The 25282-nt window shown below is 70.6% G+C and carries 26 protein-coding genes; 3 read left to right on the top strand and 23 right to left on the bottom strand.

The annotated features are described in order from the left end of the window. Positions 1-169 precede the first annotated feature (169 nt). Both AB5J53_RS47090 and AB5J53_RS47085 read right to left on the bottom strand, forming a co-directional pair. Positions 170-292, bottom strand: a complete 123-nt coding sequence (locus AB5J53_RS47090; RefSeq protein WP_369251741.1) for a hypothetical protein — start codon at positions 290-292, stop codon at positions 170-172. Positions 293-489: 197 nt separating this feature from the next. Then, a complete protein-coding gene (locus AB5J53_RS47085; RefSeq protein ID WP_369251739.1) occupies positions 490-711 on the bottom strand; it encodes a hypothetical protein in 222 nt (73 codons plus the stop codon). A 422-nt stretch (positions 712-1133) separates the two neighbouring features. Between AB5J53_RS47085 and AB5J53_RS47080 the strand changes: the two genes are divergently transcribed. After that, a complete protein-coding gene (locus tag AB5J53_RS47080; protein ID WP_369252967.1) occupies positions 1134-1397 on the top strand; it encodes a hypothetical protein in 264 nt (87 codons plus the stop codon). 165 nt (positions 1398-1562) lie between these two features. On the opposite strand, the gene AB5J53_RS47075 is transcribed toward AB5J53_RS47080, so the two are convergent. The 20 genes from AB5J53_RS47075 to AB5J53_RS46980 form a co-directional block, all read right to left on the bottom strand. Beyond that, entirely contained in the window at positions 1563-1934 is a 372-nt protein-coding gene (locus tag AB5J53_RS47075; RefSeq protein WP_369251737.1) for an acetyl-CoA synthetase, read from the bottom strand. A gap of 419 nt (positions 1935-2353) precedes the next feature. After that, a complete protein-coding gene (locus AB5J53_RS47070) occupies positions 2354-2731 on the bottom strand; it encodes a zf-HC2 domain-containing protein (protein WP_369251735.1) in 378 nt (125 codons plus the stop codon). Between the two features lie 147 nt (positions 2732-2878). Further along, positions 2879-3574 (bottom strand): response regulator, encoded by a 696-nt coding sequence (locus AB5J53_RS47065; protein ID WP_369251733.1) that lies wholly within the window; start codon positions 3572-3574, stop codon positions 2879-2881. Next, positions 3546-4784: a sensor histidine kinase gene (locus tag AB5J53_RS47060; RefSeq protein ID WP_369251731.1), complete on the bottom strand. Its 1239-nt coding sequence runs from the start codon at positions 4782-4784 to the stop codon at positions 3546-3548. The genes AB5J53_RS47065 and AB5J53_RS47060 overlap by 29 nt, the downstream gene beginning before the upstream one ends. A gap of 667 nt (positions 4785-5451) precedes the next feature. Beyond that, a complete protein-coding gene (gene hypE / locus AB5J53_RS47055) occupies positions 5452-6531 on the bottom strand; it encodes a hydrogenase expression/formation protein HypE (protein WP_369251729.1) in 1080 nt (359 codons plus the stop codon). Then, positions 6524-7651 carry a hydrogenase formation protein HypD gene (gene hypD, locus AB5J53_RS47050; RefSeq protein ID WP_369251727.1) on the bottom strand — a complete coding sequence of 376 codons (1128 nt, stop codon included), beginning with the start codon at positions 7649-7651 and terminating at the stop codon, positions 6524-6526. Before hypD ends, hypE begins: the two co-directional genes overlap by 8 nt. Next, entirely contained in the window at positions 7648-7968 is a 321-nt protein-coding gene (locus tag AB5J53_RS47045) for a HypC/HybG/HupF family hydrogenase formation chaperone (protein WP_369251725.1), read from the bottom strand. The genes hypD and AB5J53_RS47045 overlap by 4 nt, the downstream gene beginning before the upstream one ends. A gap of 41 nt (positions 7969-8009) precedes the next feature. Continuing rightward, complete coding sequence (hypF, locus tag AB5J53_RS47040; RefSeq protein WP_369252911.1) at positions 8010-10361, bottom strand: carbamoyltransferase HypF; 2352 nt, start codon at positions 10359-10361, stop codon at positions 8010-8012. 35 nt (positions 10362-10396) lie between these two features. Further along, the gene (hypB, locus tag AB5J53_RS47035; protein WP_369251723.1) at positions 10397-11167 is read right to left on the bottom strand and encodes a hydrogenase nickel incorporation protein HypB; all 771 of its coding nucleotides are present in this window, start codon (positions 11165-11167) and stop codon (positions 10397-10399) included. A 3-nt stretch (positions 11168-11170) separates the two neighbouring features. Next, a complete protein-coding gene (locus AB5J53_RS47030) occupies positions 11171-11566 on the bottom strand; it encodes a hydrogenase maturation nickel metallochaperone HypA (RefSeq protein WP_369251721.1) in 396 nt (131 codons plus the stop codon). A 248-nt stretch (positions 11567-11814) separates the two neighbouring features. Next, positions 11815-12366: a hydrogenase maturation protease gene (locus tag AB5J53_RS47025; protein WP_369251719.1), complete on the bottom strand. Its 552-nt coding sequence runs from the start codon at positions 12364-12366 to the stop codon at positions 11815-11817. Next, positions 12363-13790 carry a hypothetical protein gene (locus AB5J53_RS47020; RefSeq protein ID WP_369251717.1) on the bottom strand — a complete coding sequence of 476 codons (1428 nt, stop codon included), beginning with the start codon at positions 13788-13790 and terminating at the stop codon, positions 12363-12365. The genes AB5J53_RS47025 and AB5J53_RS47020 overlap by 4 nt, the downstream gene beginning before the upstream one ends. Continuing rightward, positions 13787-14479, bottom strand: a complete 693-nt coding sequence (locus AB5J53_RS47015) for a DUF6084 family protein (protein WP_369251715.1) — start codon at positions 14477-14479, stop codon at positions 13787-13789. The genes AB5J53_RS47020 and AB5J53_RS47015 overlap by 4 nt, the downstream gene beginning before the upstream one ends. After that, positions 14476-15144 (bottom strand): DUF5947 family protein, encoded by a 669-nt coding sequence (locus AB5J53_RS47010; RefSeq protein WP_369251713.1) that lies wholly within the window; start codon positions 15142-15144, stop codon positions 14476-14478. The genes AB5J53_RS47015 and AB5J53_RS47010 overlap by 4 nt, the downstream gene beginning before the upstream one ends. Further along, positions 15144-15677: a hypothetical protein gene (locus AB5J53_RS47005; protein ID WP_369251711.1), complete on the bottom strand. Its 534-nt coding sequence runs from the start codon at positions 15675-15677 to the stop codon at positions 15144-15146. The genes AB5J53_RS47010 and AB5J53_RS47005 overlap by 1 nt, the downstream gene beginning before the upstream one ends. Continuing rightward, positions 15674-17458, bottom strand: a complete 1785-nt coding sequence (locus AB5J53_RS47000) for a nickel-dependent hydrogenase large subunit (RefSeq protein WP_369251709.1) — start codon at positions 17456-17458, stop codon at positions 15674-15676. The genes AB5J53_RS47005 and AB5J53_RS47000 overlap by 4 nt, the downstream gene beginning before the upstream one ends. Positions 17459-17540: 82 nt before the next feature. Further along, positions 17541-18629 carry a hydrogenase expression protein HypE gene (locus AB5J53_RS46995; protein ID WP_369251707.1) on the bottom strand — a complete coding sequence of 363 codons (1089 nt, stop codon included), beginning with the start codon at positions 18627-18629 and terminating at the stop codon, positions 17541-17543. Between the two features lie 64 nt (positions 18630-18693). Further along, on the bottom strand, positions 18694-20475 hold the full coding sequence (locus AB5J53_RS46990; protein ID WP_369252909.1) for an enoyl-CoA hydratase-related protein: 1782 nt from the start codon (positions 20473-20475) through the stop codon (positions 18694-18696). 445 nt (positions 20476-20920) lie between these two features. After that, a complete protein-coding gene (locus tag AB5J53_RS46985) occupies positions 20921-21172 on the bottom strand; it encodes a hypothetical protein (RefSeq protein ID WP_369251705.1) in 252 nt (83 codons plus the stop codon). Further along, complete coding sequence (locus AB5J53_RS46980) at positions 21159-21473, bottom strand: DUF6400 family protein (protein WP_369251703.1); 315 nt, start codon at positions 21471-21473, stop codon at positions 21159-21161. The genes AB5J53_RS46985 and AB5J53_RS46980 overlap by 14 nt, the downstream gene beginning before the upstream one ends. A gap of 305 nt (positions 21474-21778) precedes the next feature. On the opposite strand from AB5J53_RS46980, the gene AB5J53_RS46975 reads away from it, so the two are divergent. Then, positions 21779-22498 carry an SDR family oxidoreductase gene (locus AB5J53_RS46975; RefSeq protein ID WP_369251701.1) on the top strand — a complete coding sequence of 240 codons (720 nt, stop codon included), beginning with the start codon at positions 21779-21781 and terminating at the stop codon, positions 22496-22498. A 250-nt stretch (positions 22499-22748) separates the two neighbouring features. On the opposite strand, the gene AB5J53_RS46970 is transcribed toward AB5J53_RS46975, so the two are convergent. After that, the gene (locus tag AB5J53_RS46970) at positions 22749-23678 is read right to left on the bottom strand and encodes a hypothetical protein (protein WP_369251699.1); all 930 of its coding nucleotides are present in this window, start codon (positions 23676-23678) and stop codon (positions 22749-22751) included. A 303-nt stretch (positions 23679-23981) separates the two neighbouring features. Between AB5J53_RS46970 and AB5J53_RS46965 the strand changes: the two genes are divergently transcribed. Beyond that, complete coding sequence (locus tag AB5J53_RS46965; protein WP_369251697.1) at positions 23982-25166, top strand: PP2C family protein-serine/threonine phosphatase; 1185 nt, start codon at positions 23982-23984, stop codon at positions 25164-25166. Positions 25167-25282 lie beyond the last annotated feature (116 nt).

Raw genomic sequence — 25282 nt, 5'->3', positions numbered from 1 at the left:
CTCGCTCCCTCACGAGAGTCTCGGAACGGCCGGCACGCACTCGCAAGGTCCCGGTCTCCGGCGCCCACCGGCGCTGACAGCGGTCACCGCGGCCACGAAGTCGGCATCGATACTCGGCGTGCGCCCGTTGGATGCCGGCGACAGACGGGCTCTGCCCCATGGGACATGCTCATACGTCGGCTTCCAGCACTCGCTTCAGGGTGGCGAGTTCGGTGTCGACCAGGGCGGTCTGCTCGTCGAAGAACGCGTTGGTGAAAGCGGGCGGCTGGTTTGGCTCGAAGTGCGTGAACATGCCGGGACGGCTTCCCCCCAAAGGAGTCTCACGTGAACCGCCCTGGCCTGGCCACAGAACTCTCGGTCACCGGCCGTCGCGGCCTTCGTTCGCACAGCCACCGCCGTTGCGGCTGCCTCCTTCCCCGTGGGCCGGCTCTCCGGCGAGGGGTGAGATGGAAGGCCCCACACCTAGCCGTGGCAACGGCCGGCGCGCGGTTATGGGGTGTTGTTCCAGTCGTACGGTCCGCCGCCGCGCCACTCGATCAGCTCGGGGTCGTCGATGGCCGTGTCCTCGGCGGGCAGGCCCGCGCGGCGCAGGAACTCGAGCACGTCGAAGAGGCTGTTGGCGGTGCCCACGGGCTCGCCGTGGATCGTCACGTGTCGCCCGCCGTCCGGTGAGGGCGGGTACACGACCACAGGGGGGCGATCATCGTCCATGGCACCACCCTGCGCCGCAACCGGTCGGCGTGCAGCTCGACGGCCACGTGGATACTCACCTGGCCAGGCGGCCACGGGGAGGGAATCCCGGGCGTGGTTGTGTGGTGCGGCCTTCATGAAACGCAAAGGGCGCCACTGCGCGGCATCGTCACATACCCCTGCGAGCTGAGCGCGGTGGCCGCTGGGGGTCCGCGAACCGCGTATGAGCCCAGACGCTGGATCACACGACGTAGGAACCAATGACGGAGCGCAAGATCGGCACCCGCGAGGAAGCGCTCGCCGCTCGCAACGAGCTGTTAGCGCGCGAAGGAGCTCACCCGGATGGGTGATGAGCTCGCCCGGCAGCGGCGCGAGCTGCCCTGGGTTCCGGTCGACAAGGAGTACAGCTTCGGGACCGAGGGCGGGGCGAGGACGCCGACCACGTGTACCGGGCCGTCAAGGGCTTCTGCCGGCACGGAACCGAGGGCCGCGGCGCCGGCGTCGGCCATGTCTTCGAGTCCGAGGACGGCGGCACCACCTGGACCGACATCTCGGCGAACCTCCCCGACGTGCCGGCCAACTCCGGGGTCGTCACGGCGAACGGCGGCCTCGCCGTCGCCACCGGCCTCGGTGTCGTCTACTGGGCGCCAGGCCGTACGACGTGGCAGCGCTGGGCCGGCTCCCGGCTGTCACCGTGCTCGAGCTGAAGCCGAGCCCGGACGGCAGCACGCTGTACGCGGCCACGCACGGCCGTTGTCTCTACACGATCAAGGTGCGTGACTGCGGCTGACGTACATGCGCGGCTGAAAGTGATGCGGAGGGATGATCCCGGTTCTCGGGGTCACCCCCTTCATCGGGTTCGGCTTACGCGGTCACCCATTCGTCGGGTACGGGACCACACTCACGTGAAGGGTGAAGGCGGCGCGTGCCGCGCCCGCCACGTCCGGCGCCTTCGCCAGCGCGGTGATCACGGCCGTACCACCCCGGGTGCCCGCGCACCGCAGCGAGGCGCGGGCCGTGCCGTCCGCGGCCACCTGCCATCCGGACGCCAGGACGAAAACCGGCGCGGAGCTCTGCACGGCCGTCCACCGCTTGTCGTCCGTTCGCGGCCGCAGGACGAGGGACACCACGGTCCCGGGCCGCACGCACAGCCGCTGTTCGACCGCGTCACCGGGGCTGACGGTGACCTGCGTGTGCCCGGCGGCACAGCTCCCCGCCGAAGCGGAGGGCGTGGTGCCCGGCACCGACGAGCTTCCCCCGGTCGGGCTCGCGGGCGCGCTCGCGGACGGGGCTGCGGATGTGTGCGTCGGCGCACCGGTCGACGGCCCCGCCGAACTGCTCCCGGACGGACCTCCCGCCGAACCTCCGCCCGCAGACGCGCCGCACGCTGCCAGGACGACCATCCCGGCGACCATCCACCCACCGGCCCACCACCGCATCCCAGCACCTCCCGGCCCGCTCTTGCGGATACCAGCATGCCCCGCAGGGGCTCCAGCCTGTTGCCGGGTCGGCGGCCTGCGTGACGCAGTCACCGAGCGCGTCCGAAGTGCGCTCCTCCCCACAGCCGTCCGCGAACCGCACGGTGAGCCCCTCGGGTTCACCCTCCCGCACCGTGGTGGCGAGCGCGGGTGACCGGTACGGCTCCGGTGGGCGGGAGGTCTGCTCACCCGAGGCACGACGTGGTCTTGTTGACCCATTGAGACAGCGTGAGCTGCGTGGTCAGGGTCGCGCGGTGTGGCCTGCGGTGGCGGCGGGATGCGTGGCTGCAGTCGGCACGGGTGGCCGTGTGCGTCCGCGTGTTTCGGCCTTTGCCGCAGGCCAGGGCGTCGCGCAGAAGAGATAGATGCGCAGGGACGGCTGCGAGGCACTCGTACTCGTCCCGGCATGCGTCGCAGCTTGCCAGGTGAGCCCGCACCCCGCTTGCTTCATCGGATGCGAGGGTCTTGAGTCCGTGTCCGGCCAGTAGTTCACGGACCGTGCGGCATTCCTCGACGGCCGTCTTCTCGTCGGACTTCTTGGTCAGGCAAAGGGCTTCGATCATGGCGAAACCTCCGTTCAGGGTTTCACCTTCGCCCAGGAACGCCCCTCAGCGCGTCGTCCCCACGCAGCGACTTCCGGCTACCACGGCTGCGGTATGAGGTGCGTCGGCCTACGGCTGGGACAGAAGATGGACGCACTGTGCCGACGATTATGCGGGGTGCTGGGAGCGATCCGGTTCCGTGGCCGGACTGACCAGCCCGCACTGGTAGGCGATGACCACGAGCTGGGCGCGGTCACGGGCTGCCAGCTTGGTCATGGCCCGGTTGATGTGGGTCTTGGCTGTCAGCGGGCTGACGAACAGGCGCTCGGCGATCTCGTCGTTCGACAGGCCCAGTGCGACGAGGCTCGTGACGTCGCGTTCCCGTGGCGTCAAGCTCTCCAGCCGCTCATGTACGGCCACCGGGCACGGATCCGGCTGGGCCAGGAATCGAGTGATCAGCGCTCGCGTCGCTGACGGGGACAGCAGCGCCTCGCCGTCTGCGACCGTGCGGACGGCATCGAGGAGTTCCTCGGGTCGCGCACCCTTGCCGAGAAAGCCGCTCGCACCCGCACGCAGTGCCTCGGCGACGTGCTCGTCATCTTCGAAGGTGGTCAGGATGAGCACTTTCACATCTGCGAGGTCCTCGGACTCGGTGATGAGCCGCGTCGCCTCGAGGCCGTCCATCTCCGGCATGCGGATGTCCATCAGAACCACATCCGGGCGCTGTGTGGCCGCCAGCTCGACTGCCTCGCGGCCGTGGGACGCCTCGGCCACGGTCTCCATGTCGTCCGTGGCGTCGAACAACATTCTGAAGGTGCCCCGCAGCAGCGCCTGGTCATCGGCAAGCAGTACGCGAATCGTCATGCTCATTTCTCCGATCCAGTGCCGGGCTGGGGCAGCCGGGGCGCAGCGGCAGTTCGGCGGTCACGGTGAACCCGCCCTCGGGGCGCGGTCCCGCATACAGCGTGCCCCCGATCGTGGTGGCCCGCTCACGCATCCCGATCAGCCCGTGACCGGCCCCCGGGTGAGGATGGTGCGGTCGGGCGCACCCGTCGTCCTCGACAGTGATCGTCAGCCGTTCATGCTCGTAGTGCAGGAACAGCCGGGCATGGTCGGCCCCGGCGTGCTTGCGCACATTGGTCAAGGACTCCTGCACGATGCGGTACGCGGCCAGGTCGACCGCCGGCTCCAGCGCTTCGGTGGTGCCCCGCCGCGTGTGGCTCACGGCCAGCCCGGCGCGTTCGAACGACGCCAGAAGTGCTGGTACTTGCGCAAGGCCCGGCATCGGGTCGCGGGGCGCCACCGGATCGTCGGACTGCCGCAGCAAGCCTACGGTCACCCGTAGTTCGTCCAGCGCGGAGCGGCTGGTGTCCCGGATGTTCTCCAGTGCCGTCAGGATTTGTTCCGGGCGCTGGTCCACCAGATGGACGGCGACGCCTGCCTGAGCGTTGATCAAAGCGATGTGGTGGGCGACGATGTCGTGCAGCTCGCGTGCGATCCGGACGCGTTCGGCCGCCACTCGCTGCTGTGCTTCCTGCTCGCGGGTGCGCTCGGCGTGCTCCGCCCGTTCCTCGACGGCCGCCACATAGGCGCGCCGTGAGCGCAGCCCGTCCCCGACGGCGGCCGGCAGAGCCGTCCAGGCCAGCGTCGCGACATTGTCCGGGTCCAGCCAGGAGTTCGAGGACCACACCGCGACAGCGCCCACCATGACGGCAGCCGAGACAGCCGCCGCGGTCCAGGCGGTGCGCCGGTCGGTCCGCACGGCGACGTTGTAGACGGACACCAGAACCGGGCTTGTCACCAGTGGACTCTCCCGAAACCCGAGCACCGGGAAGATCACACCGCAGCCAACGGCGACGGCCAGTACGCCGAACGGGTGGCGATGTCGCCAGAGCAACGCGGAGCAGCCGACGGCAGCCAGCACCACGGCGGGCCAGCGCAACACGAACTGGTGCTGGTGCGGGTCGACCGAGGCAGCCACGACCGACAGTACGCACAGCACAGCCACGCCCAAGGCGTCGACCGCGCGGTTCCGGGCTCGCCCCTGCCGCCTCCAACTGTTGAGCACCGTCATGCCATCACCGTAGGGTCGCCGGCCGGGTCGGGCATCGTCTCGCCACGGCAGGGGGTGCCCCGGGGCGCCTGTGCCTGATCGGCGGATTTCGGGCTGTGTCCCTGCGGGACGTGGCCAGGCTCGGGACGGACCAAGGCTGAGGCGTGCGCACGGCTCCGGCGGGGCTGGGCACGGGGGCCTCGCAGCCTGCCCGGTGATGGTCCCATTGGGCGGCAAGACCGGCACACCTGCCGGAGGGCTGCCCGGGTGGGCGTGAGCAGCCGCTACCGCCTGCGGTTTCGTCCTCGTGTGGGGGCGTCCTGCACGCCGCCGCGACGCATGCTGCGCGTGCGACCGACTGAAGGCGTGACGCGGCACGGCAGTTGAGGGCGGGGCGCCCCAAGCGCCCCACCACCAGCTCCAGGTTCTCTAAGGTTTGGGGGGTGACGAGGGGTCACACGGTGGTGCCGACCGCGCCACGTGCGGCCTTCGCAATGGTCCAGGCGCAGGCCGTGTTCGAGTTCACAGTGGTCGTGCTCGATGCGCCGGCGCATCTTGGTCCACCGCACCAGGTCTGCGACCGGGCGCCTGCGTGCCCTGTTCTTCAGCGTGTTGCCACCAGGCACCGACCGGCTCGGCGGTCCGCTCGGCGCCTCCTCGGCCGGCTCCTCAACGGGCGAGTCCCGCATCAGCAGATCCGCGGCAGTTGCTCCCCGATCGGCAGATCGACCACCCGCGTTCCCCCCAGCCCTGTCCGGGCCACCACCATGCCGGGATGCGCCTCGACGGCCTCGCCGATGATCACGGAGTCCGCGCCCAGAGGATGGGCCCGCATCGCCTCGAGGACGGCGTCGGCGTGCTCGCGCGGGACGAAGGCCACCAGCTTGCCCTCGTTGGCGACGTACATGGGGTCCAGGCCGAGAATGGCGCAGGCATTGGCCACGGTCGGCGGGACCGGGACGTCGCGTTCCCGGATGACCACCCCCGTGCCGGAGGCCGCCGCGATCTCGTTGAGCGCGGCCGCCAGACCGCCTCGGGTGGGATCGCGCAGCACGTGCAGATCCGGTGTGACGGCGAGCATGGCGTCGACCAGGTCGCCGAGCGCCGCGCAGTCGCTCTCGATCTCCACTCCGAATTCCAGGCCCTCGCGCACGCTCATGATCGCCACCCCGTGGACGCCGATGGCGCCGCTGACGATCACCACGTCCCCCGGGACGACCCGCTGCGGCCGAAGATCGACGCCCGCCGGGATGAGGCCGATGCCCGCCGTGTTGATGAAGATCCCGTCACCGTGGCCGGTCTCCACCACCTTGGTGTCGCCGGTGGCCACCTCGACGCCCGCGGTGCGCGCGGCCGCGCCCAGAGCCTCGGACACCCGGCCGACCACCTCCAGTTCGACACCCTCCTCCAGGATGAACCCGCAGGAGAGGTAGGCGGCGCGAGCGCCGCTCATGGCGAGGTCGTTGACGGTTCCGTTGACAGCGAGGTCGCCGATGCTGCCGCCGGGGAAGAACAGTGGCCGCACCACGAAGGAGTCGGTGGAGAACGCCAGCCGGACACCGCCCAGGGAGAGAGCGGCCGCATCACCCATCTGGGCGAGCACCTCTCCCCCGAAGGCGGGGGCGAAGACCTGCTGGACCAGTTCGGCGGAGAGGGCTCCCCCGCCGCCGTGGCCCATGACGACACGCGGCCGGTCGCGCAGCGGTGCCGGGCACGTCCACGCCTCGGGGTCCAGTGCCGGGACGGGCAGATCGGTGATGTCAGACAACGGGGCTCACCTCCCGGCCGGCAGGCGTGGTCAGGTCCAGGCGCCGGTAGAGGTAGTACGCGGCGCAGGCGCCCTCGCTGGAGACCATGGTGGCTCCCAGAGGCGTGCGGGGCGTGCACAGGGTGCCGAAGGCCTCGCACTCGTGCGGCTTCAGAAGCCCCTGCAGGACCTCGCCGCTGCGGCACTCGGCCGGTTCACGCGTCTGGATCCCGTCGACCGAGAAGCGGCGCTCGGCGTCGTAGTCGCGGTACTTCGCCGACAGCCGCCAGCCGCTGTCGGGGATCACTCCGATGCCACGCCAGGCGCGGTCGGTGATCTCGAAGACGTCCTCCAGCATGGCCTTCGCCGCAGGGTTGCCCTCCGGGCGGACGGCACGGGCGTAGGCGTTGTCGACCGTGTGCTCACCGCGTTCCAGCTGGCGAACGGTCCGGCGCACGCCTTCGAGGATGTCCAGCGGCTCGAAGCCCGTCACGACGATCGGGACGCGGAAGCGCTCGGCCAGGTCCGGGTACTCCCCCACGCCCATCACGCTGCACACGTGCCCGGCCGCGAGGAAGCCCTGCACACGGCAGCTCGGCGACGCCATGATCGCCTCGATGGCGGGCGGCACGCGGACGTGGGACACCAGCATGCTGAAGTTCGGGATGCCGAGCCTGCGGGCCTGATGGACCGTCATGGCGTTCGGGGGTGCCGTCGTCTCGAAGCCGATACCGAAGAACACCACGTCGCGGTCCGGGTTCTGCTGCGCGATCCGCAGAGCGTCGAGCGGCGAGTAGACGACACGCACGTCACCGCCTTCACCTCGGACCTGGAACAGATCGCGGCCCGTACCCGGCACGCGCAGCATGTCACCGAAGGAGCAGAAGATCACCTCCGGTCGGGAGGCGATCTCCAGAGCCTTGTCGATGACCTCCAGCGGCGTCACGCACACGGGGCAGCCCGGCCCGTGGATCAGTTCGACCTCCTCCGGCAGGAGTTGGTCGATGCCGTGGCGGATGATGCTGTGCGTCTGTCCTCCGCAGACCTCCATCAGTGCCCATGGCCTGGTCACCGTGGCGTGGATGTCGTCGAGGAGCCGGCGTGCCAGTTCCGGGTCCTGGAACTCGTCGATGTACTTCACTTCCGCACCTCCGGGATGAAGTCCTCGCCCGCGAACGGGGTGGTCCCGTCGGCTTCCGCCGCCGGTTCCCAGGGGTCGCCGAACTCTTCCTGCAACAGGCCGAGTTCGGCGAAGAGTTCGAGCGTCCGCTTCGCCGACTCCTCGTCCAGGCGTTGCAGGGCGAACCCGACGTGGACGATGGCGTACTCGCCGACCTGGAGGTCGGGCAGGTACTCCAGGCACACCTCCTTGACCACGCCGCCGAAGTCGACGGTGGCCATGCGGGTGCCGTCGCGTTCCTCGATGTCCAGCACTCTGCCGGGTACCGCCAGGCACATGGGCCTCTCCTCGCTGTTCCTTGCTGCGGGTCGCGCATTGCTCAATCGGTGGTGGTGGCACGGGCGGCCACCATGAGCTGGCCCAGCGCCAGGCCGCCGTCGTTGGGCGGGACCAAGTGGTGCCGCAGGACCGTGAAGCCCTCCCCGCGCAAGGCCGCGGCACAGGCCGAGGAGAGCAGCGTGTTGGCGAACACACCTCCCGTCAGGGCGACCGTGTCCAGCCCGTGACTCTCTCGCGCCCGCACGCAGATCCGGTGCACCAGCTCGGTCACGCTCCGGTGGAAGCGGGCCGCGACCAGGGCCGGCTCGATGCCCGCCCGCAGGTCGCCGACGATCGCCCTGAGGACGGGCGCGGGGTCGGCCCGTACCCCGCTCCCGCCCGCCCCTGGCGGGTGAAGGGCGAACGTGTACGTGGTGGTGTCGTCGGCCGGTGCCCGCAGTGCGGCGTTCTCCAGCTCGACGGCCGCCTGCGCCTCGTATCCGGCCCGGTGGCACACGCCGGCGAGGGAGGACACGGCGTCGAAGAGCCGGCCCATGCTGGAGGTGGGGACACAGTTCAGGTTGCGCTCCAACTGACGTTCCAGGACGCGGAGTTCGTCGGCAGGGCAGACGGCTGCACAGGCAAGGTCGTCCGACCAGCCGATCCCGGCCGCGCGCAGGTGGGCCAGTGCCATGCGGTACGGTCTGCGCACCGCGGCGTCGCCGCCGGGGAGCGGGACGTATGCGAGGTGCCCGAACCGGGTGAAGCCGTCGTAGTCCGCGAGCAGGAACTCCCCGCCCCACACGGCTCCGTCGTCGCCGTGGCCGGTGCCGTCGAAGGCGACGCCGATCACCGGCCGGGTGCCGTCCCGCCCGTGTTCGGCCATCGCGGCGGCGACGTGGGCGTGATGGTGCTGGACGCGCACGACGGGCCGGCCGACCGCGTTCCGGTCGGCCCACCGGACGGATCGGTAGCCGGGATGCCGGTCGGCCGCCAGCATGTCGGGCCGCACTCCGGTGATGGACTCCAGTTGCGTGGTCGCACGCTCGAAGACGCGCTGCGTGCCAAGGTCATCCATGTCACCGATGTGCGCGGACAGCCAGGCCCGACGGCCCTGACCGAGGCAGAAGGCGTTCTTGAGGTCTCCACCGACGGCGAGGGCCGGACGGACGGGTACGGGGAGCGGGACCGGGAGCGGGGCGTAGCCGCGGGAGCGGCGGATGACCAGGGGCTTCCCGTCGATGACGCGGACCACGGAGTCGTCGCAGGGCACATGGATCGGCCGGTCGTGCGTGAGCCAGGCATCGGCCAGGCGCCCCAGCCGCTCCAGCGCCTCGGCGTCGTCGGTCACGATCGGCTCACCGGCCAGATTTCCGCTGGTCATGACGAGCAGCCGGGGACCGTCCGCGTCACCGGGCAGACCGAGCAGCAGATGGTGCAGGGGCGTGTACGGCAGCATCACGCCGAAGTCCGGGCTGCCGGGCGCGACGGCCTCGGCAGGCCTCGGTGCTCTCGCCGCGTACGACGGGTCCGGGCGCCGTCGCAACAGCACGATGGGCCTGACGCCGCCTTCGAGCAGGCTGCGCTCCTCGGGGCTCAGCCGGACGAGGTGCTCGACGTCGTCCGCGCTTCTGGCCATGACGGCGAACGGCTTGTCCCCCCGGCCCTTGCGGTGCCGCAGGAGGGCGACGGCCGCGGGGTGCGAGGCGTCGCAGGCCAGGTGGTAGCCGCCCAGGCCCTTCACGGCGAAGATCGCACCGCGTGCCAGAAGTACCCGGGACTCGGTGACCGCCTCCGACCCCTCGACGCTCTTCAGCCCCCCGTCGAGGGACGGTTGGGGGACGAGCAGTCGCAGACTCGGGCCGCAGGCCGGGCAGGCGACCGGTTGCGCATGGAAGCGGCGGTCGGCCGGATCCGCGTACTCGCGGGCGCAGTCGGCGCACATCGCGAAGCCGGCCATGGTGGTGTTGGCCCGGTCGTAGGGAACGCCGGTGACGATCGTGAAGCGCGGGCCGCAGTGGGTGCAGTTGACGAAGGGGTGGCGGTATCGCCGATCGGCGGGGTCGGCCAGTTCGTCGAGGCAGTCGGCGCAGGTGGCGGTGTCCGGGGAGACCAGGGTGCGGGCCGGCCCGTCGGTGCGGGAGGCGAGGATGGTGAACGCGTCGCCGCCCATGGCGGGCACCTCCTCGTGGCGGACGGACTCCACCCGGGCCAGCGGGGGTGCCTGGACGGCGATCCGGTCGCAGAACTGGGCCACGGCCGAGGCGCTGCCCTCGACTTCGGCGACGACGCCCTCCGACGTGTTGGTCACGTGTCCGGCCAGGGCGAGTTCGGTGGCGAGCCCGTACAGATACGGCCGGAAACCCACGCCCTGCACAACGCCCCGGACGACGACCCGACGGCGCCGGGGCATCTCGCCGGCGACGACGGCCGACGGCGGCGGACCGCTCACGAGCGTGTGGCGGGGGCCATGGCGTCGGCACCGTGCGTGTGCGTATGACCGTGCTGATGTGCGGGATTGGAGGTGTCCGGCCGCCGGGCCATGACCGGCGTGTGGAGGGGCGCGCCGTCCGCGGCGGCCAGCGCCCTGTCGAGCAGCTCGCCGATGCCCTGTCCCCGGCGTGCCGAGGTCAGGAGTACCTCGACGCCCGGGTTGACCTGCTCGACGTGGTCGCGGAACGCGGCCTCGTCGAATTCGACGGCCTCGGCGATGTCCGTCTTGGTGACCACGACCAGATGGGCCAGACCGAAGGCCGTGGGGTACTTCAGCGGCTTGTCCTCGCCCTCGGTCACGGAGGCGAGGACGACTCTCAGCGTCTCCCCCAGGTCGTAGGAGGCCGGGCAGACCAGGTTGCCGACGTTCTCCACGAACAGCAACCGGGTGTCGTCGGGCAGCCATCCCTCCAGATGCCCGGCGAGCATCCCTGCCTCCAGATGGCACAGCCCGTCGGTGAGGACCTGCTTGACGGGCACGCCCGAACGCGCGAGGCGCGCCGCGTCGTTCTCGGTGGCGAGGTCGGCGGTCAGCGCGGCGACGGGGATGGACCGCTCCCGTGCCAGCAGCAGTTCGCGTTCCAGCAGCGCGGTCTTTCCGCTGCCGGGACTGGACAGCAGATTGACGGCCGCGATGCCGCGTGCCGCGAGGCGGGCGCGCAGAGTGTGCGCGCTCGCGTCGTTCTTGGCGAGTACGGCCTGCTGCAGGTCGACCACACGGCACATGGTTCAGCGCTCCTCGGAGATCGGTTCGCGGGTGTGTGCGCGCGCCCGGCCGTCGTCCCAGTGCACGCTGACGATCTGGAGTTCCCGGCCCGAGAGCAGGTCGGTGTCCGCCCCGCCGCACTCGGGGCAGCTCAGCCGGGGCGGCATGCCGACTGCCCATTCGTGCGCACAGGGCCCACAGCGGGCCCGCCCCGTCACCGTTTCGGTGACCAGATCGGCGCCTTCCAGCACCGTTCCGGCGCAGGCCAGTTCGAAGCAGAAGGAGAGCGAGTCGGGTACGACACCGGCCAGTTCGCCCACCCGGAGCCGTACCGATCGCACCGCCGTGACGTCGCCGGCCCGCGCAGCGGCCTTCTCCACCTGGTCGATCACGGCCAGCGCGACGGACATCTCGTGCATCGGTCTCCGTCCTCCCAGGGCCAGCCTCCATTAGAGGCGAGGCTCCCCGGCACGACGCCCAGGCACGCCGTTACCGGCCGCCGCATACGCCGTTCGACGCAACCTCACGGCGTGCTCGACCGGAGCGCCGGTTCACATCCTTCGGATCCGGAGGTAGCGCCTGATGTCCGGAAGGAACTCGGCGACAAAGACAGCCACGGCGACCATGGCCGCGCCGCTGATGAGGGTCTTCTTCATCCCGTCTCTCCTCATTTCGAAGCCTCGCCGGCCGCGGCGCGCGGCGCGGATTCTTCCGGCTCGTCGCCCCGCAGCAGCTCTTCGATCAGCCGAACGGCCTCCGGTACGGCGTCGGACACCGGCTTGCTGAGACCGATGCCCTCCTCGACCGAGGCCGGTTCACACCCGACGATCAGGGTGCGCCGCAGCGGCTCGCCGCCGGTCCCGGCGCAGAGCGTGTCCAGCAACGCCAGGACGGTGTCGGGGGTCATCCGATGCCCGTCGAGCGCGGGGACGCCCGGGGTCTCGCCTCCGCGGCGGGTTTCGTGCTCGATCACGTACAGCGTGCCGGGGGCTTCGCCGCGTGCCGTGGCGTCCACGAGGACGAGGGTGTCGTAGCCGTCCAGGAGCTGGTAGGCGAGGTGCACCCCGCGCACACCGACGTCCACGACCTCGATGTGACTGGGCAGTTGCCGCTCGGCGAGCCTGCGCGCGGTCTCCACGCCGAAGCCGTCGTCCCCGAGGAAGATGTTGCCGATGCCGGCGACGAGGGTCCTCGGGCCTGCCTGTCGGGGAAGGCTCATGCGTCGTCCTCCAGCGGTGTCACCTCGTCGGGCTGGAAGTACAGGAACCGGCCCTGCTCCCTGCGGATGTCGGCACCCGGATCGCCCTCGACCGTCACCGCCAGGTGCACCCCACCGTCGACGTCGTGCAGCACCGCCTCGACCTTCGCGGTGCGGCCCTGCAGGAACAGGTCCTGCGCGTCCGTGCGCCGCAGGCCCGGACGCAGTACGACGCGGCTGCCCGCCCCGAGCGACCGGCCGTCCACCACGACGCGATCCTGCGCCGGGTCGAAGCCGGCTTCACTCGCCGGGTCCCACCAAGGGGTGTCCGGGCGTCGCACTCCGTACGCGTCGGGAAACCCGTCGGCTGCGACGGATGCGGGACCGGTGATCTCACGCAGGCCGCGCACCGCCCCGTGCAGGCGTTCCAGAACCTCGGCCGGCATCGAGTCCGCGAGGTCGATCACGGCGGCCGCCCGCTCATCCGTGCCCCGGGCCTCGCGCTTCTCCTCGTCGGTGAGGGCCGCGGTGCGCAGCGCGAGGATCTCGTCGATCTCGGTGGCGTCATAGAGGGCGCCCGGGCTTTCCGGCGCGATGGCCGGGTGGTCCTCCAGGATGATCGGCGAGGACAGCACGAGGTCGGCGCGGCCGGGTTCGCCCGCGAGTACGGGCCAGGTGTGCAGGTTGCGGCAGGTGGTGACCGCGGACTTGGCCCACTCGGGCGGATCGGTCATCGACAGGAACGATCCGGCGTCGAGGGCCATGAGGAGGTGGGTGGCCACCAGGGAGTGCGGCAGCGCCGCGTCCCGGTCGGCGCTGTGGCCCTCGGAGGGTGTCCAGGGGGTGGTGTTCTCGACGACGGCGGTCAGCCGCATGGCCCGGTAGGGACCGTCGAGTTCGCGAGCGGACAGCCGTAGCGTCCCGCTGATCTCCTCGCACCGCCGGACCAGTCGGCCGACGGCCCGTCCGGCCGCGTCCAGGACCGGCTCGGTGTCCTCCCGGGCGGGGCGCCGGAAGGGAAACGTGACGCCGTCCCCGAGCAGCTCGACCATCGACGCGACCACCTCGACGCGCTCCTCGCCGCCCTCGTCCCAGGGCACCAACACCCGGTCGGCGAGGCGGAGTTCGGCAACCGTGTCGAAGCCGCCGTCCGGACGGGCCTGCTGCACGGTACGCCGCCTGGCGTGCAGGAAGCGCAGCTCGACGGACAGGGTCGCGCCCGCCTTCGGCTCCATCAGGCATTCGGTGTGCTGGAAGTCGTGCTCCTCGCACTCGGCGCCCCAGGCGGGCGGCACGAGCACCCCGAACTGCCAGCGCAGCCGGTTCTTGGCCGCCGAAGCGCGGTACGGGTAGAGCACGTAGCCCTCGAAGAGAACGGCGTCGGCCACCTGCCGGGCGAGGGCGAACCGCTCCTCCGTCTGAGGGGCGAACGCGGTCACGGTCACGGATCCGTCCTTCCGGTGGTGCTCGTGAGCGCGCGGAACGGGTCGCTCCCGGGCGGGTCCGCGGCGCCGCTCTCGTCGAGCAGGGCCCGAAGGGTCGCCTCCCAGGAGGGCAGCGCGCGTCGTGAGCGGTAGGCGAGGAGGGCGTCCATGGTGTCGCGCGGCAGCCGGATCCAGCCGCACCCGGGGAAGTGCTGCTCGACCATCTCCCGCCAGGTGGCGACCGGCATCCGGAAGGCCGCTTCCCGGTCCCAGGGGACCGGCTCGATCCGGAAACCGCCGGCTCCGGTGAACGCCGTGCCGGAGAAGAGCATCAGCAGCGGAACCTCGCCACCGGTGAGCGCGGCGAGGTAGCGGGCCGCGGCGACGTCCATGTCGTAGGTGCAAGGCACGACGAGATCGGCTTCGGTCTCTCCGGTGAAGCCGGGGACCATGAGCGAGACCTGGGCGAATTGCACCGGCTGGAGCGTGCTGCTCCAGCGTGAGCGCTCGCCGAAGAGGTCCCTCAGCCCGTCGGCTTCGGCGGAGCCGTAGCCGCGGCGGGCGGGTTCGATGCGGATCTGGCAGCGCAGTGCGAGGGCGTGTACGCGCGCGTTGTCGGCGGCGGTGACGCGCAGCCGGAAGACGAGGGTCGGTCCGGCGGCGTACCGGTCGGCGCGGACGCCGGTGCAGGCGAAGGACAACTCAGTCACGGCCGCCCCACCTCGTCCACGGGCCGGGCGCGTCGCGCGACGTCCTCGAAGAACGCGTCCAGGGCGGCACGGGCCTCGGCTCCGCCGTCGAAGCCCTGCCACAACAGACGCATGCGGCCGACGAGTTCGTAGCAGATGTCGATCGGTACGAGATGGCACTCGCACCGGCCGTCGGTGCGGCGCAGCAGCAGCGCCTCCGTGTCGGGTTCGAGGAGGTCGGCGAGGCGGCTGCCGCCGAGGACCTCCGTCCATGTGGACGGTTCGAGTTCGCTCTCGGTGGCTCCGGCCGGGCTCGGGTAGAGGGCGACCAGCCGGTCGAGCGCCGCGTTGCGGAAGAAGAAGGCGACGCCGACCGGGATCTGCAACGCCTCCCACGCGCGCTCGTCGAGGCGATGGCCGGGGTCGGTGAGGTAGCGGGCCGGGACCGCGCGGAAGCGGCCCGCGGCGGCACCCGGCTGTTCCATCAGCAGCGCGCAGGCGGCACAGGCGCAGACGAGGGCGCGTTTCTCGGTGTCGACCAGGTGACGGTGGTCCGCCTCGGCCACCGCCACCGCGCACAGCTCGCACCGCTCCGGCTGCGGCTGACGCTCCGTGAGGAACCTCCGCAGGCCCGAGGCACGCGGTCTGGGGCCGGGTGGCCTGAGGTGCACCGGCGACGGGCTCATCAGGCCTTCGCCTGTGCCGGGGCGGCGCCGATCTGAAGCAGAGCGGGCTCTGCGGGGGCGGCCTGGACGTCGACGGCTGTGACCTCCGGGGCGAAGCAGGCGAGCGCCTGCTCGGCGGCCTGCCGGGTTCCCGCGCCGGAATCGCAGCCACAACCGCCGCTCGCCGGGGCCCGCAGCGTCAGGGTGCCGGTGTCCTCGTCGAAGTCCACCACTTCCAGCGCATGGTCCCGGATGCTGTCGAGGGCCCGGGCGATGCGGGCGTCGCGGTCCTCGGGGTGCAGGTCGTGCAGGACGAGCAGGCTCGCGACCAGTTCGTCGCCGAGCAGTCCCGCCGTCGGTTCGCCGGAGGCGGACAGCAGTTGGAGGATCCGGGCCAGGCCGGAGCCGTAGAACTCCATGAGGGACCGGACGAGTTCCTCGGCCGCCGCGGCGGCCGCCGGGTCGCCGGTGGCGGCCAGGCGGTCCAGTACCTCCTCGATGCGGCGTCCGGTCTGCTCCGCGTTCACCGGCCGCACCGCCGTCACCGCGCTCATCCGCCCAGTCCGCTCAGGCCGGTGGGAACGTGCATCGTCTTCACCGTCCGGCCGCCCCCGACGTACATGTGGACGCCACAGGGCAGACAGGGGTCGAAGCTGCGCACGGCACGCATGATGTCGATGCCCTTGAAGTTCTCCGGAGTGTTCTCCTCGAAGATCGGGGTGTTCTGCACGGCGTCCTCGTACGGGCCGGGCGTGCCGAAGGAGTCCCTGGTGCTCGCGTTCCAGGGGGTCGGCGGGTAGGGGTGATAGTTGGCGATCTTGCCGTCGCGGATCACCATGTGGTGGGAGAGGACGCCTCGTACCGCCTCGGTGAAACCGACGCCGATGCTCTCGTCCGGCACCTCGAACTTCTCCCAGGTCTGGGTGCGTCCGGCCCGGACCTCCTCCAGCCCCTTCTCGGCGAAGTGCAGCGCGACGGCGGCGGTGTAGGCCTGGAAGTAGGTGCGCGCGCGGTTGCGTTCGAGCGCGTTGCTCCACTTCGGGATCTTCCACTCGAAGGTGGTCTCGGGCCTGGTCATCGTGCGGGGCAGGTTGATGACGACGCTGTGGCCGGTGGCCTTCACGTATCCGGTGTCGACGAGTCCGGACAGGGCGGTCGACCACAGGCGGGCGATGGGGCCGCCGCCGGTGTCCAGGGCGAGGTGGTCCTTGCCGTCGAACCAGCGGGGCGACATCACCCAGCTGTACTTGTCGTCGAAGTTCCGCTTCTGCGGGGCGGGGATGGTGTGCTGGTTCCAGGGGTGGCGCGGGTCGACCGGGTTGCCGAGCGGGTCGTGGGTGACGAACTGCTCCTGGCCCTGCCAGTCCTCGTAGTAGGAACTGCCCAGCAGGATGCGGATACCGAGGTTGATCTCGGTGAGGTCGTTGGTGACGAGTTTGCCGTCCACGATGATGCCCGGGGTGACGAACATGCGCCGGCCCCAGTCCGTCATATTGGCGTAGGTGAAGTCGCAGTACTCGGGGTCGTTGAGCGCTCCCCAGCAGCCGAGCAGGACCCGTCGGCGCCCCACTTCCTCGTAGCCGGGCAGCGCCTCGTAGAAGAAGTCGAACAGGTCGTCGTGCAGGGGCACGACGCGCTTCATGAACTCCACGTACCGCATCAGGCGGCTGAGGTAGTCCGTGAAGAGCTGTACGGAGGCGATGGTTCCGACGCCGCCCGGATAGAGCGTGGAGGGGTGCACATGGCGGCCCTCCATCAGGCAGAACATCTCGCGGGTGTATCGGCTCACCTGGAGGGCCTCGCGGTAGAACTCGCCCTCGAGGGGGTTCAGGGACCGCATGATGTCGGCGATCGTGCGATAGCCGTGTTCCGCCGCGTGCGGCGCCTCGGTACGCTCGGCGAGTTCGAGGACGCCGGGGTTGGTCTCCTTGACCATCTTCTCGCAGTAGTCGACCCCTACCAGGTTCTCCTGGAAGATGTTGTGGTCGAACATGTACTCCGCGGACTCACCGAGGTTGATGATCCACTCGCCGAGATGCGGGGGCTTCACGCCGTACGCCATGTTCTGCGTGTACACCGAGCACGTGGCGTGGTTGTCGCCGCAGATCCCGCAGATGCGGCTGGTGATGAAGTGCGCGTCGCGGGGGTCCTTGCCGCGCATGAAGACGCTGTAGCCGCGGAAGACCGACGAGGTGCTGTAGCACTCCGCCACCCGCTTCTGCTTGAAGTCGATCTTGGTGTGGATGCCCAGGCTGCCCACGATCCGTGTGATCGGGTCCCAGGCCATCTCCACCAGGCCACTGCCGTCGCCGGCCGCCTTCGTCGTCGGTGCCATCGTTTGTGCCGTGCCCTTCGTTGCGCGGGAGGTTCGTGGGGGGGGTGCACGAAGCAGGGGGCGGATCACTTGCGGCGGGACTTCACCACGGGGGGCGGTATCCGGTGGTGATCTTGTCTCCGGTACGGCGCCACTTGGGCTCCTTGTCCACGGTTTTGGCGGTGATCGAACGCAGCCTGCGGACCACGGCGCCGTAGGCACCGCTGGCCGTGCTCGACACCCGGGCGCCGGGCGGTTCGTCCATGAACGGCATGAACTTGTCGGGGAACCCGGGCATGGTGCAGGCAATGCAGATGCCGCCGACGTTGGGGCAGCCGCCGATCCCGTTCATCCAGCCACGCTTGGGCACGTTGCACTTGACCACGGGGCCCCAGCAGCCGATCTTGACCAGGCACTTCGGCGAGTCGTACGACAGGGCGAACTCACCCTGCTCGTAGTAGCCCGCCCGGTCACAGCCCTCGTGCACGGTGGCCCCGAACAGCCAGGTCGGACGCAGCTTGTCGTCCAGCGGAATCATCGGTGCGGCGCCGGCCGCCTGGTAGAGCAGATACGTGAGCGTCTCGGAGAAGTTGTCGGGCTGGATCGGACAGCCGGGGACACACACGATGGGGATGCCGGCCTTGGACTTCCAGTCCCAGCCGAGGTAGTCCGGCACGCCCATCGCGCCGGTCGGGTTGCCCGCCATGGCGTGGATACCGCCGTACGTGGCGCAGGTGCCGATGGCGACGACCGCCAGTGCCTTCGGCGCGAGCCGGTCGATCCACTCGCTGGTCGTGATCGGCTGGCCCGTCTCCGGGTTGTCCCCGAAGCCGCACCAATAACCCTCCGGCTTGATCGCCTCGTTGGGGACGGATCCCTCGACGACCAGCACGAACGGGTCGATCTCGCCCCGCTCCCCCTTGAAGAACCACTCGATGAACGTGTCCGAACCGCCGACCGGACCGCATTCGAAGTCGATGAGCGGCCAGTGGACGGCGATCTTCGGCAGTCCCGGCAGAGCGCCGAGCACGATTTCCTCGATGCTCGGCTGCATGGCCGCCGTCAAGGCGACCGAGTCGCCGTCGCAGCTCAGCCCCGCGTTGATCCAGAGAATGTGGATCGTGGGTGTCTCGTCGGCGGGCGCGCCTGTGGCGTCCGCAGCGCCGACCGTGTCCGGCGTCGCCTCAGTCATGGGACCGCCTCCTGGGGAGGTAAGGGATGAGGGCCTGCGTTTTCGACCGTCAGACTTCTTCGTATCAGCAGGTCGGCCGTGGTGACACGCCATCGAGAGCCGTTCCGGTGACGTGCGCGGCAGAGGGGGGCGGACCGGTTTGCGCCATCGCGGCCGGATCGAGGTGCGGCGGGGTGCACACGGGCCGCTCCTTGCCGACGAACGCTCGACGCAGAGCGTGATACGGGGTGTCCGGGTCGTCGAAGGTCCGGCGCATCCGGGCCAGCTCCCGCTCCCGGAAGCCGGCCAGCGGGGTCACGCTCTCCTGCCGGTCCAGCGCCGTCTTCTTCGCGGTGATCCGTGACGCTGTCGCCGGCAGTGACGCCAGACGCGCCGCCAAGCCGCCGACCTCCCGCGCGAACTCCTGCGGGCCGCAGGCGATCACCCGGTCGACGAGTCCGAGGCGCAGGGCACTCGCCGAGCTCACCGGCAGAGCCTCGCGCATGAGCCGTTCCGCCACGACGGGACCCACCCTGCTCGGCAGGGTGGACGTCCAGTACTCCGAGCCGTACAGGCCCATCAGACGGTAGTGAGGGTTCAGCACGGCTCCCGAGCGGCACCACACCTCGTCGGCCGCCAGGGCGAGCATCACCCCGCCGGCCGCGGCGTTGCCCGCCACGGCCGAGACCACCAGCCGGTCCGTTGTCGTCAGGACCGCCTCGACCAGATCGTCGATGGCGTTGATGTTCGCCCAGGACTCGGCACCGGGGTCGTCGGCGGCCTCGATGACATTGAGGTGGATCCCGTTGGAGAAGAAGTCCCGTTCGCCGCCCAGCACCAGCACCGACGTGGGTCGCGCGCACGCTTCCCGGTAGGCGTCCAGCAGGCGCCGGCACTGTTCGGTGCTCATGGCGCCGCCGGGGAAGGAGAACGAGAGGAAGCCCACGCTCCCGTCCTCGCGGTAGCGGATGTCCGTCCAGGTACGGTGCCGCGCATCGGGCAGCAGAGGCAGGGCGTACTCGCGCAGCGGCGGCAGCCGGTCGCCCAGGGCCTGCACCGCCGGCAGTTTGAACGTGGGCGGCTGCCCGGGCCTGCGCCGGGGCCTCAACTCGGGGATCCACACGGCGCCGTCCCTGGTCGCCCGGCAGATGGCCCCGGCCCGGGAGGCCAGGAGCTCGCCCGGGCGGCCGCGCAACACGCTCTCTGGGTGGCCGCCGTGCAGGTACCACTCAGCGCCGAGGAGCACATCCAGCACACCGGGCTGCGAGTCCGCCGCCCGCAACTTGCGCATGACAGTCTGCGTGGAGTCCTCGGCCCAGTCGATCCGCCGGACGCTCTGGTCGAGGTATGGACGGGCGCGCAGGTGGGCGTCCTGTGAGCGTCCCACGCCCTGTTTGCGCGGAACGTAGGTTCCGCCGGCGAAGCGCTCCACGGCGAGCATGACGGCGGTGAGCGCGGCGTCGGCGACCTCGCCCCGGTACAGGTCGCTCTTGGACACCGCAGGAACCCGGCACGCTACGGTGGCCCACACGTCACCTGCGTCCATCTCCCCATCGGCCTGCAGGACGGTAACGCCCCACTGGTCGACGCCCTCGTGGATCGCCCAGTCGAGAGATGACGGTCCGCGGTCGCCCACGGGCCCCGGATGGACGATGAGGCACGTGTGCGCTGCCCACACCTCCTCGGGAATCGCCGTCTTCAGCATCGGCGCCACGATGAGCTGCGGAGCATGCCGCCGCACGGCTTCCAGTAACGAGCTGCCTGCCAGGGCGAGTTCCACCGCCACGGAGTGGCCGCAGTCGCGCAGCTCGGCGTGGACACGCTGGGTGAGGCTGTTGAACGCGCTGGCTACGAGCAGGATGTGCACAGCTGACTCCAGGCGGACGAACGGCAGGCAGGGATGACCCACCGACTGCGATCCTCGAGTACGGCGGCCGGCCGGCACCGGCGACAGACGGTGAGGTCATCCGAAAGCGGGCGTCGATCCGCCGTCCGGCCTCGCCACGGACACGACTGTCGTGGGAGGAGGGTCTCCTCACGCGGGACAGCCGTGTCAGCACCATCCGCCCAGAGTTCATCGAGCACGGCTTACGGACAAGCCCTCTTCCACAAGGGCACGATCCGTTCGCTCCACAAGCCCGTCGGCACGCTTTCTTCGGCCACCGCGCCAACGAGTGCACTTGGGTCGCCGGACCCGCCGCCGATCTCACCGAGGGACAACAGCCGCCGGCGCCAGTGCCGACCCGGCGCCCGCTGCCACGCCGCCCACCGACAGCTCAGCTCACTGTGTCAGTCGTTGAAAACGATCAGCGTCACCACAGGCGGCTGGTCATGCGCTCCCAGCGGGAGCGGGTGGCGCCGAAATGGGTCTCGTGTGTCCAGATGTGGGTGCACGACGAGCACTGCAGGTGGAGCAGGCTGCCGGTGTTGGAGAGCAGGTAGCGCCAGTGCTCGGAGCACGTACGCCCCTGCTCGCAGGTGGCGCACCCGCGACGGTCGTCGCAGTTCGGGCAGGCCACCCAGGCGCGGCGCCCGATGTCGGCCTGCGGGTCAAGCGGCAGCATGGCCGCCCCCTCTCCGCGGGAGCACACCGGCCGAGACCAGTTCGTCGTAGAGGCGCTGCTGCTCCGCGCTGAGGCCGGAGTACAGCAGCTCATGGGCCTCTTCCTCGCCGCGCAGGGCCGCGATGGGGTCCCAGTCGGGGCCGAGAGCGGCCAGGACATGAGCCCGCCGGAGCATTTCGTGTGAGCTCAGGTCCACGGCCAGGTCGACCGGTGCGGGGGTGCCGGGTCGGTCCGCCGCGCGCCTGCTCACTGCGGCGGGTTCGTCCGGTTCGCCGGGAAGGGTGGGGCCGTGGGAGGACATGCGACCGAACGTAGGTAAGCCGTCCTCGCTGCGGCAAGAGCAGGTGGGAGAAGTCACAAGACGTCCGCGACCGCGACGGCACCCAGAGCCGCACCTGCCGCTCCCCCACCACCCGCCGGCCTCAAGATCACTGGGGGACACCGCGCGGACCGCCGGGCCGGGCAGAGGTCAGGTGGAGACGGAAACCCAGGCGATATACGTTCGAAGCGGGCCATATACGTTCGAAGCGGATGGCGCCGCGCTGACGCGCGGTATGCACGACCGCCGCTCTTCGGCCCTACAACCCGTCGCCGGGAGGTACTCCCATGAAGGTCCAGGGGTCTGTCGCTTTCGTCACCGGAGCAAACCGCGGGCTCGGTGAGCAATTCGTGCGAGCGCTCTTCGATGCCGGCGCGGCCAAGGTCTACGCGGGATCACGCGACCCCACAAAGGTCACCGTGCCCGGGGCGATCCCGGTCGCGGTGGACATCACCGACGAGGAAACCGTGCGCGCGGCAGCCGACCAAGCACAGGACGTGACACTTCTTGTCAACAACGCCGGTTCGACGACCCGGGCCGACGTGCTCGCGGCCGACTTGGACTCGTTCCGGACGGAATTCGAGACGCATGTCCTTGGCACCCTCGCCATGAGCAGGGCCTTCGCCCCCGTTCTCGGGCGCAACGCCGGCGGCGCGATAGTCAATGTTCTGTCCGTGCTGTCCTGGATATCGATCCCGGCCAGCGCCGGATACGCCGCGGCCAAGTCTGCCGAATGGTCGGTGACCAACGCCTTGCGGGTGGCCCTCGCGGAACAGGGCACGCAGGTCACCGCCCTGCACGTCAGCTACCTCTCGACGGACATGGCCGCGACGGTGACAGCTCCGAAGTCCGATCCCGCCGTGGTCGCCCGCGCGACCCTCGACGGTGTCGAGGCCGGGGTGTACCAGGTGCTCGCCGACGACGTCAGCAAACACGTCCAAACCGCGCTGGCCAGGGGCCCGGAGGCGCTGTACCCACAACTGGCCGGCCGGCCAACGCTGATCTGATCCATCTGCCCAGAGGTCGTACGGTCCGCGTGTGGATGATCGCCCTCCACTCAGCGCGACGGACTCCACGCTTCTATCACCTGGCGCGCGGCCGATCGTCGGCGGCGCGGCCCTACGCGGTGCGCCCACGCGTCCCGCAGACGCGCGCGACGAGCCGCCGGCAGACCAACCAGGAGGAAGTCGATCCCAGAGGCTCACAACGCCGGTGCGCGCAATGCCGGCCTCGCGGCTCGGTGGGGCCCGGTCGGCGCTACACATCTCCTTTCTTTGTTTCTTTGGTGCGGCCATGGCCAGGATCCTGTCCGCCGAGGCGCTCAACCTGTGCGGCAGTGGACTCAGCGCGGCGCCGTGCCTCACGAACCTGCCGGTCGACCGCCCGTACGCGCTCGCGAGCCTTCTGCGTGGCTGTCCGGGCCTGCCGTTGCTCGTTCTCCAGGCGCTTCAGTTCATCGGCGAGTTCGCCAACGCGCTGCTGGAGGCCGCTCTCGTGTTCTGCGGCTTCGTCGGCTTCCCGGCCCGCTGTGGCCGCCTCGTCCTCGAGGGCACGGAGTTCCCCTTCGCTGTCGGCCGCTTCCCGACGGGCCCCTTCGATACGCCGGCGGCGCTCCTCGTCGGCTGCGCGGTCCCCGCGCGCCCGGGGTGCGGGGCGTGACGCGGTTGATGGAGTGCGTGCGGCAGGTGCGCGGCGCAGGGCCGTGTCGTCGGCCGAGGGAAAGCCGAGCGTCGGGCTCAAGGGCTTCACCAGCCGACCCGCGGCCCACGTCTGCGCGGCCGAGGGGTCGGCGAGGACGGCATGGAGGGTGCCTTCGACCTCATGCTGGACGTCGTCGCTGATCGGGTGACCGGCCTCCTTCGCCAGTTGACCGGCCTGCCGCGACAGCGCGTTGATCAGCAGGTGCTGCCGGCGGCTGAGCTCGCGCAACTGCGCGCCGTCCAGGTCGCGGTGTGCCTGGCGCAGGGCCTGGCCGAGCTGGAGCAACGGCTTGATCTCGTCGGGCCGTTCGCGTACGAGGAGGTTGGCCGCCCAGGCCGAAGAGCTGGGGCGACGCAGTTTGCGGATCTTCTCCGCGAGGGCGCGGTCGCCGGCGCTGCGGGCCGCAGCCGCACGGGCGTCACGGACGGCGGTGAAGGCCTCCGGCGGCAGCCCGTACAGCTCGTCGGCGACAGCGTCCAGGTCCACTGGTGCCCCTCTCCACGCCATGCCGCTTTGTTCAAGTTTCACACCATCTGGGGCAGATATGCCCCGGCGCCCGACCTCGACCATCAGACCTGGACCGTGGCGGTGGGCCTCCCCAGCGCGGATGCGCGCGTTTCGCGATGGTCGGCTCGCGACGAGGCGCACGGATCACGCCGGGGTGCGGCATGATCCCGGGCGTCGTCCGCATCGGCGCTGGTGCCCGCGGGGTCGGCCGGGTCGGCCAAGGCCCGGTCGGCGGCCTGGAGCGCGTTGGTCAGCGATGCACGAACGGTGCAGGCTGGAGACGTGGGCCCCCGGCAGCGTTTTGCCGCACTGCGGCAGCCATGGCAGTCGAGCCACGCGCTGCTGGCGATCCCTCTCGCGCTCATCGTGGTGATCACGGGGGTGGACCTGCTGGTTCCGGCCGATGTCCATCTCGGGCCGCTGCTGGTCATCGCGCCCGCCATCACTGCGTCGTTTGCCGGCCCTCGCCTGACCGGGCTCATCGGGGCCCTGGCGGTGGTGGCGCAGGCATTCATCGGTTGGCACTTCGGTGCGCTGTTCACCCGGAATGTGCTGGTGCAGATCCTCGCCCTGACGGTGCTGTCGTCGCTGACCGTGTTCTTCTGCGTGGTGCGCGAGCGGCGCCGTAAGGAGCTGGCCCAGGTGCGCTCGGTCGCCGAGGCCGCCCAGCATGTCCTGCTGTGGCCGCTGCCGGAGGAGATCGGCCCGCTGAGGATTGCCTGCTTGTATCTGGCCGCGGAGGACGAGGCTCAGATCGGCGGCGACCTGTACGCGGCCACCCGCGTCGACGGCGGGGCCCGCCTGATGATCGGCGACGTGCGGGGCAAAGGCCTGGACGCCATTGGAGAAGCCGCCCTCCTGCTCGGCGCCTTCCGCGAGGCCGCCCACAAGCACACCACCCTTCCCGAACTGGCCGCCTCCCTGGAACAGAGCGTCGCCCGCTATCTGGAGGACTTCGAGCCGGAGGAGGAAGCCGGGGAACGCTTCGTGACCGCCTTGCTGATGGAGATCCCTGACGAGGACCCCATCACCCGTATGACCAGTTGTGGCCATCCTCCGCCGTTGCTGCTCAGCAGTGGGGACGCCGTCACCGTTCCCCTGCACCCCACGCCCCCGCTGGGGGTCGGCCGGACAGGGCAGGCGGACTACACCGTGGATGTGTTCTCCTTCGAGGCCGGAGACACTCTCCTGCTGTACACCGACGGCGTCATCGAAGCCCGCGGTCCGGACGGCCGCTTCTACCCGCTCACGGAACGGGCCGCCCAGTGGACCGGCCACAGCCCAGAGACCCTCCTGCACCACATCCGGCGCGATCTCCTCGCCCACGGCGGCGGACGCCTCGGCGACGACGCCGCCCTGATCGCGGTCCGCCGCACATCGGCCGCGCACCCGAGCCCCGCGCCACGGAAGGATCATCCGCACCGACGGGTTCTGCACCGCTCGGAGACCGAACCGTCCTCGCACTGATCTGCGCATAGGGGTGACCCGAGGGGGACGGAGGTCCGGTCTCGGCCTGTACGGACGCGCGCCCGCAGCCGGACGAGCAGGTCCCTGTCACCCCGCCGACGAAGGAGGTCCCGGTG

The sequence above is a fragment of the Streptomyces sp. R41 genome (genome assembly GCF_041053055.1).
GTDB lineage: Bacteria > Actinomycetota > Actinomycetes > Streptomycetales > Streptomycetaceae > Streptomyces.
The sequence above is the reverse complement of the archived record's forward strand: the minus strand, read 5'-3'. Positions and strand labels throughout refer to the sequence as shown.

Coding starts and splice junctions, on each gene's coding strand:
- AB5J53_RS47070 (WP_369251735.1), bottom strand. CDS start 2,731: ATGATCGAAGCCCTTTGCCTGACCAAGAAGTCCGACGAGAAGACGGCC.
- AB5J53_RS46980 (WP_369251703.1), bottom strand. CDS start 21,473: ATGTCCTCCCACGGCCCCACCCTTCCCGGCGAACCGGACGAACCCGCC.
- hypB (WP_369251723.1), bottom strand. CDS start 11,167: ATGTGCCGTGTGGTCGACCTGCAGCAGGCCGTACTCGCCAAGAACGAC.
- AB5J53_RS47085 (WP_369251739.1), bottom strand. CDS start 711: ATGGACGATGATCGCCCCCCTGTGGTCGTGTACCCGCCCTCACCGGAC.
- AB5J53_RS46985 (WP_369251705.1), bottom strand. CDS start 21,172: ATGCTGCCGCTTGACCCGCAGGCCGACATCGGGCGCCGCGCCTGGGTG.
- AB5J53_RS46975 (WP_369251701.1), top strand. CDS start 21,779: ATGAAGGTCCAGGGGTCTGTCGCTTTCGTCACCGGAGCAAACCGCGGG.
- AB5J53_RS47065 (WP_369251733.1), bottom strand. CDS start 3,574: ATGACGATTCGCGTACTGCTTGCCGATGACCAGGCGCTGCTGCGGGGC.
- AB5J53_RS47060 (WP_369251731.1), bottom strand. CDS start 4,784: ATGACGGTGCTCAACAGTTGGAGGCGGCAGGGGCGAGCCCGGAACCGC.
- AB5J53_RS47045 (WP_369251725.1), bottom strand. CDS start 7,968: ATGTGCCTGGCGGTACCCGGCAGAGTGCTGGACATCGAGGAACGCGAC.
- AB5J53_RS47005 (WP_369251711.1), bottom strand. CDS start 15,677: ATGAGCGCGGTGACGGCGGTGCGGCCGGTGAACGCGGAGCAGACCGGA.
- AB5J53_RS47025 (WP_369251719.1), bottom strand. CDS start 12,366: ATGAGCCTTCCCCGACAGGCAGGCCCGAGGACCCTCGTCGCCGGCATC.
- AB5J53_RS47000 (WP_369251709.1), bottom strand. CDS start 17,458: ATGGCACCGACGACGAAGGCGGCCGGCGACGGCAGTGGCCTGGTGGAG.
- AB5J53_RS47010 (WP_369251713.1), bottom strand. CDS start 15,144: ATGAGCCCGTCGCCGGTGCACCTCAGGCCACCCGGCCCCAGACCGCGT.
- AB5J53_RS46995 (WP_369251707.1), bottom strand. CDS start 18,629: ATGACTGAGGCGACGCCGGACACGGTCGGCGCTGCGGACGCCACAGGC.
- AB5J53_RS47030 (WP_369251721.1), bottom strand. CDS start 11,566: ATGCACGAGATGTCCGTCGCGCTGGCCGTGATCGACCAGGTGGAGAAG.
- hypF (WP_369252911.1), bottom strand. CDS start 10,361: ATGCCCCGGCGCCGTCGGGTCGTCGTCCGGGGCGTTGTGCAGGGCGTG.
- AB5J53_RS47090 (WP_369251741.1), bottom strand. CDS start 292: ATGTTCACGCACTTCGAGCCAAACCAGCCGCCCGCTTTCACCAACGCG.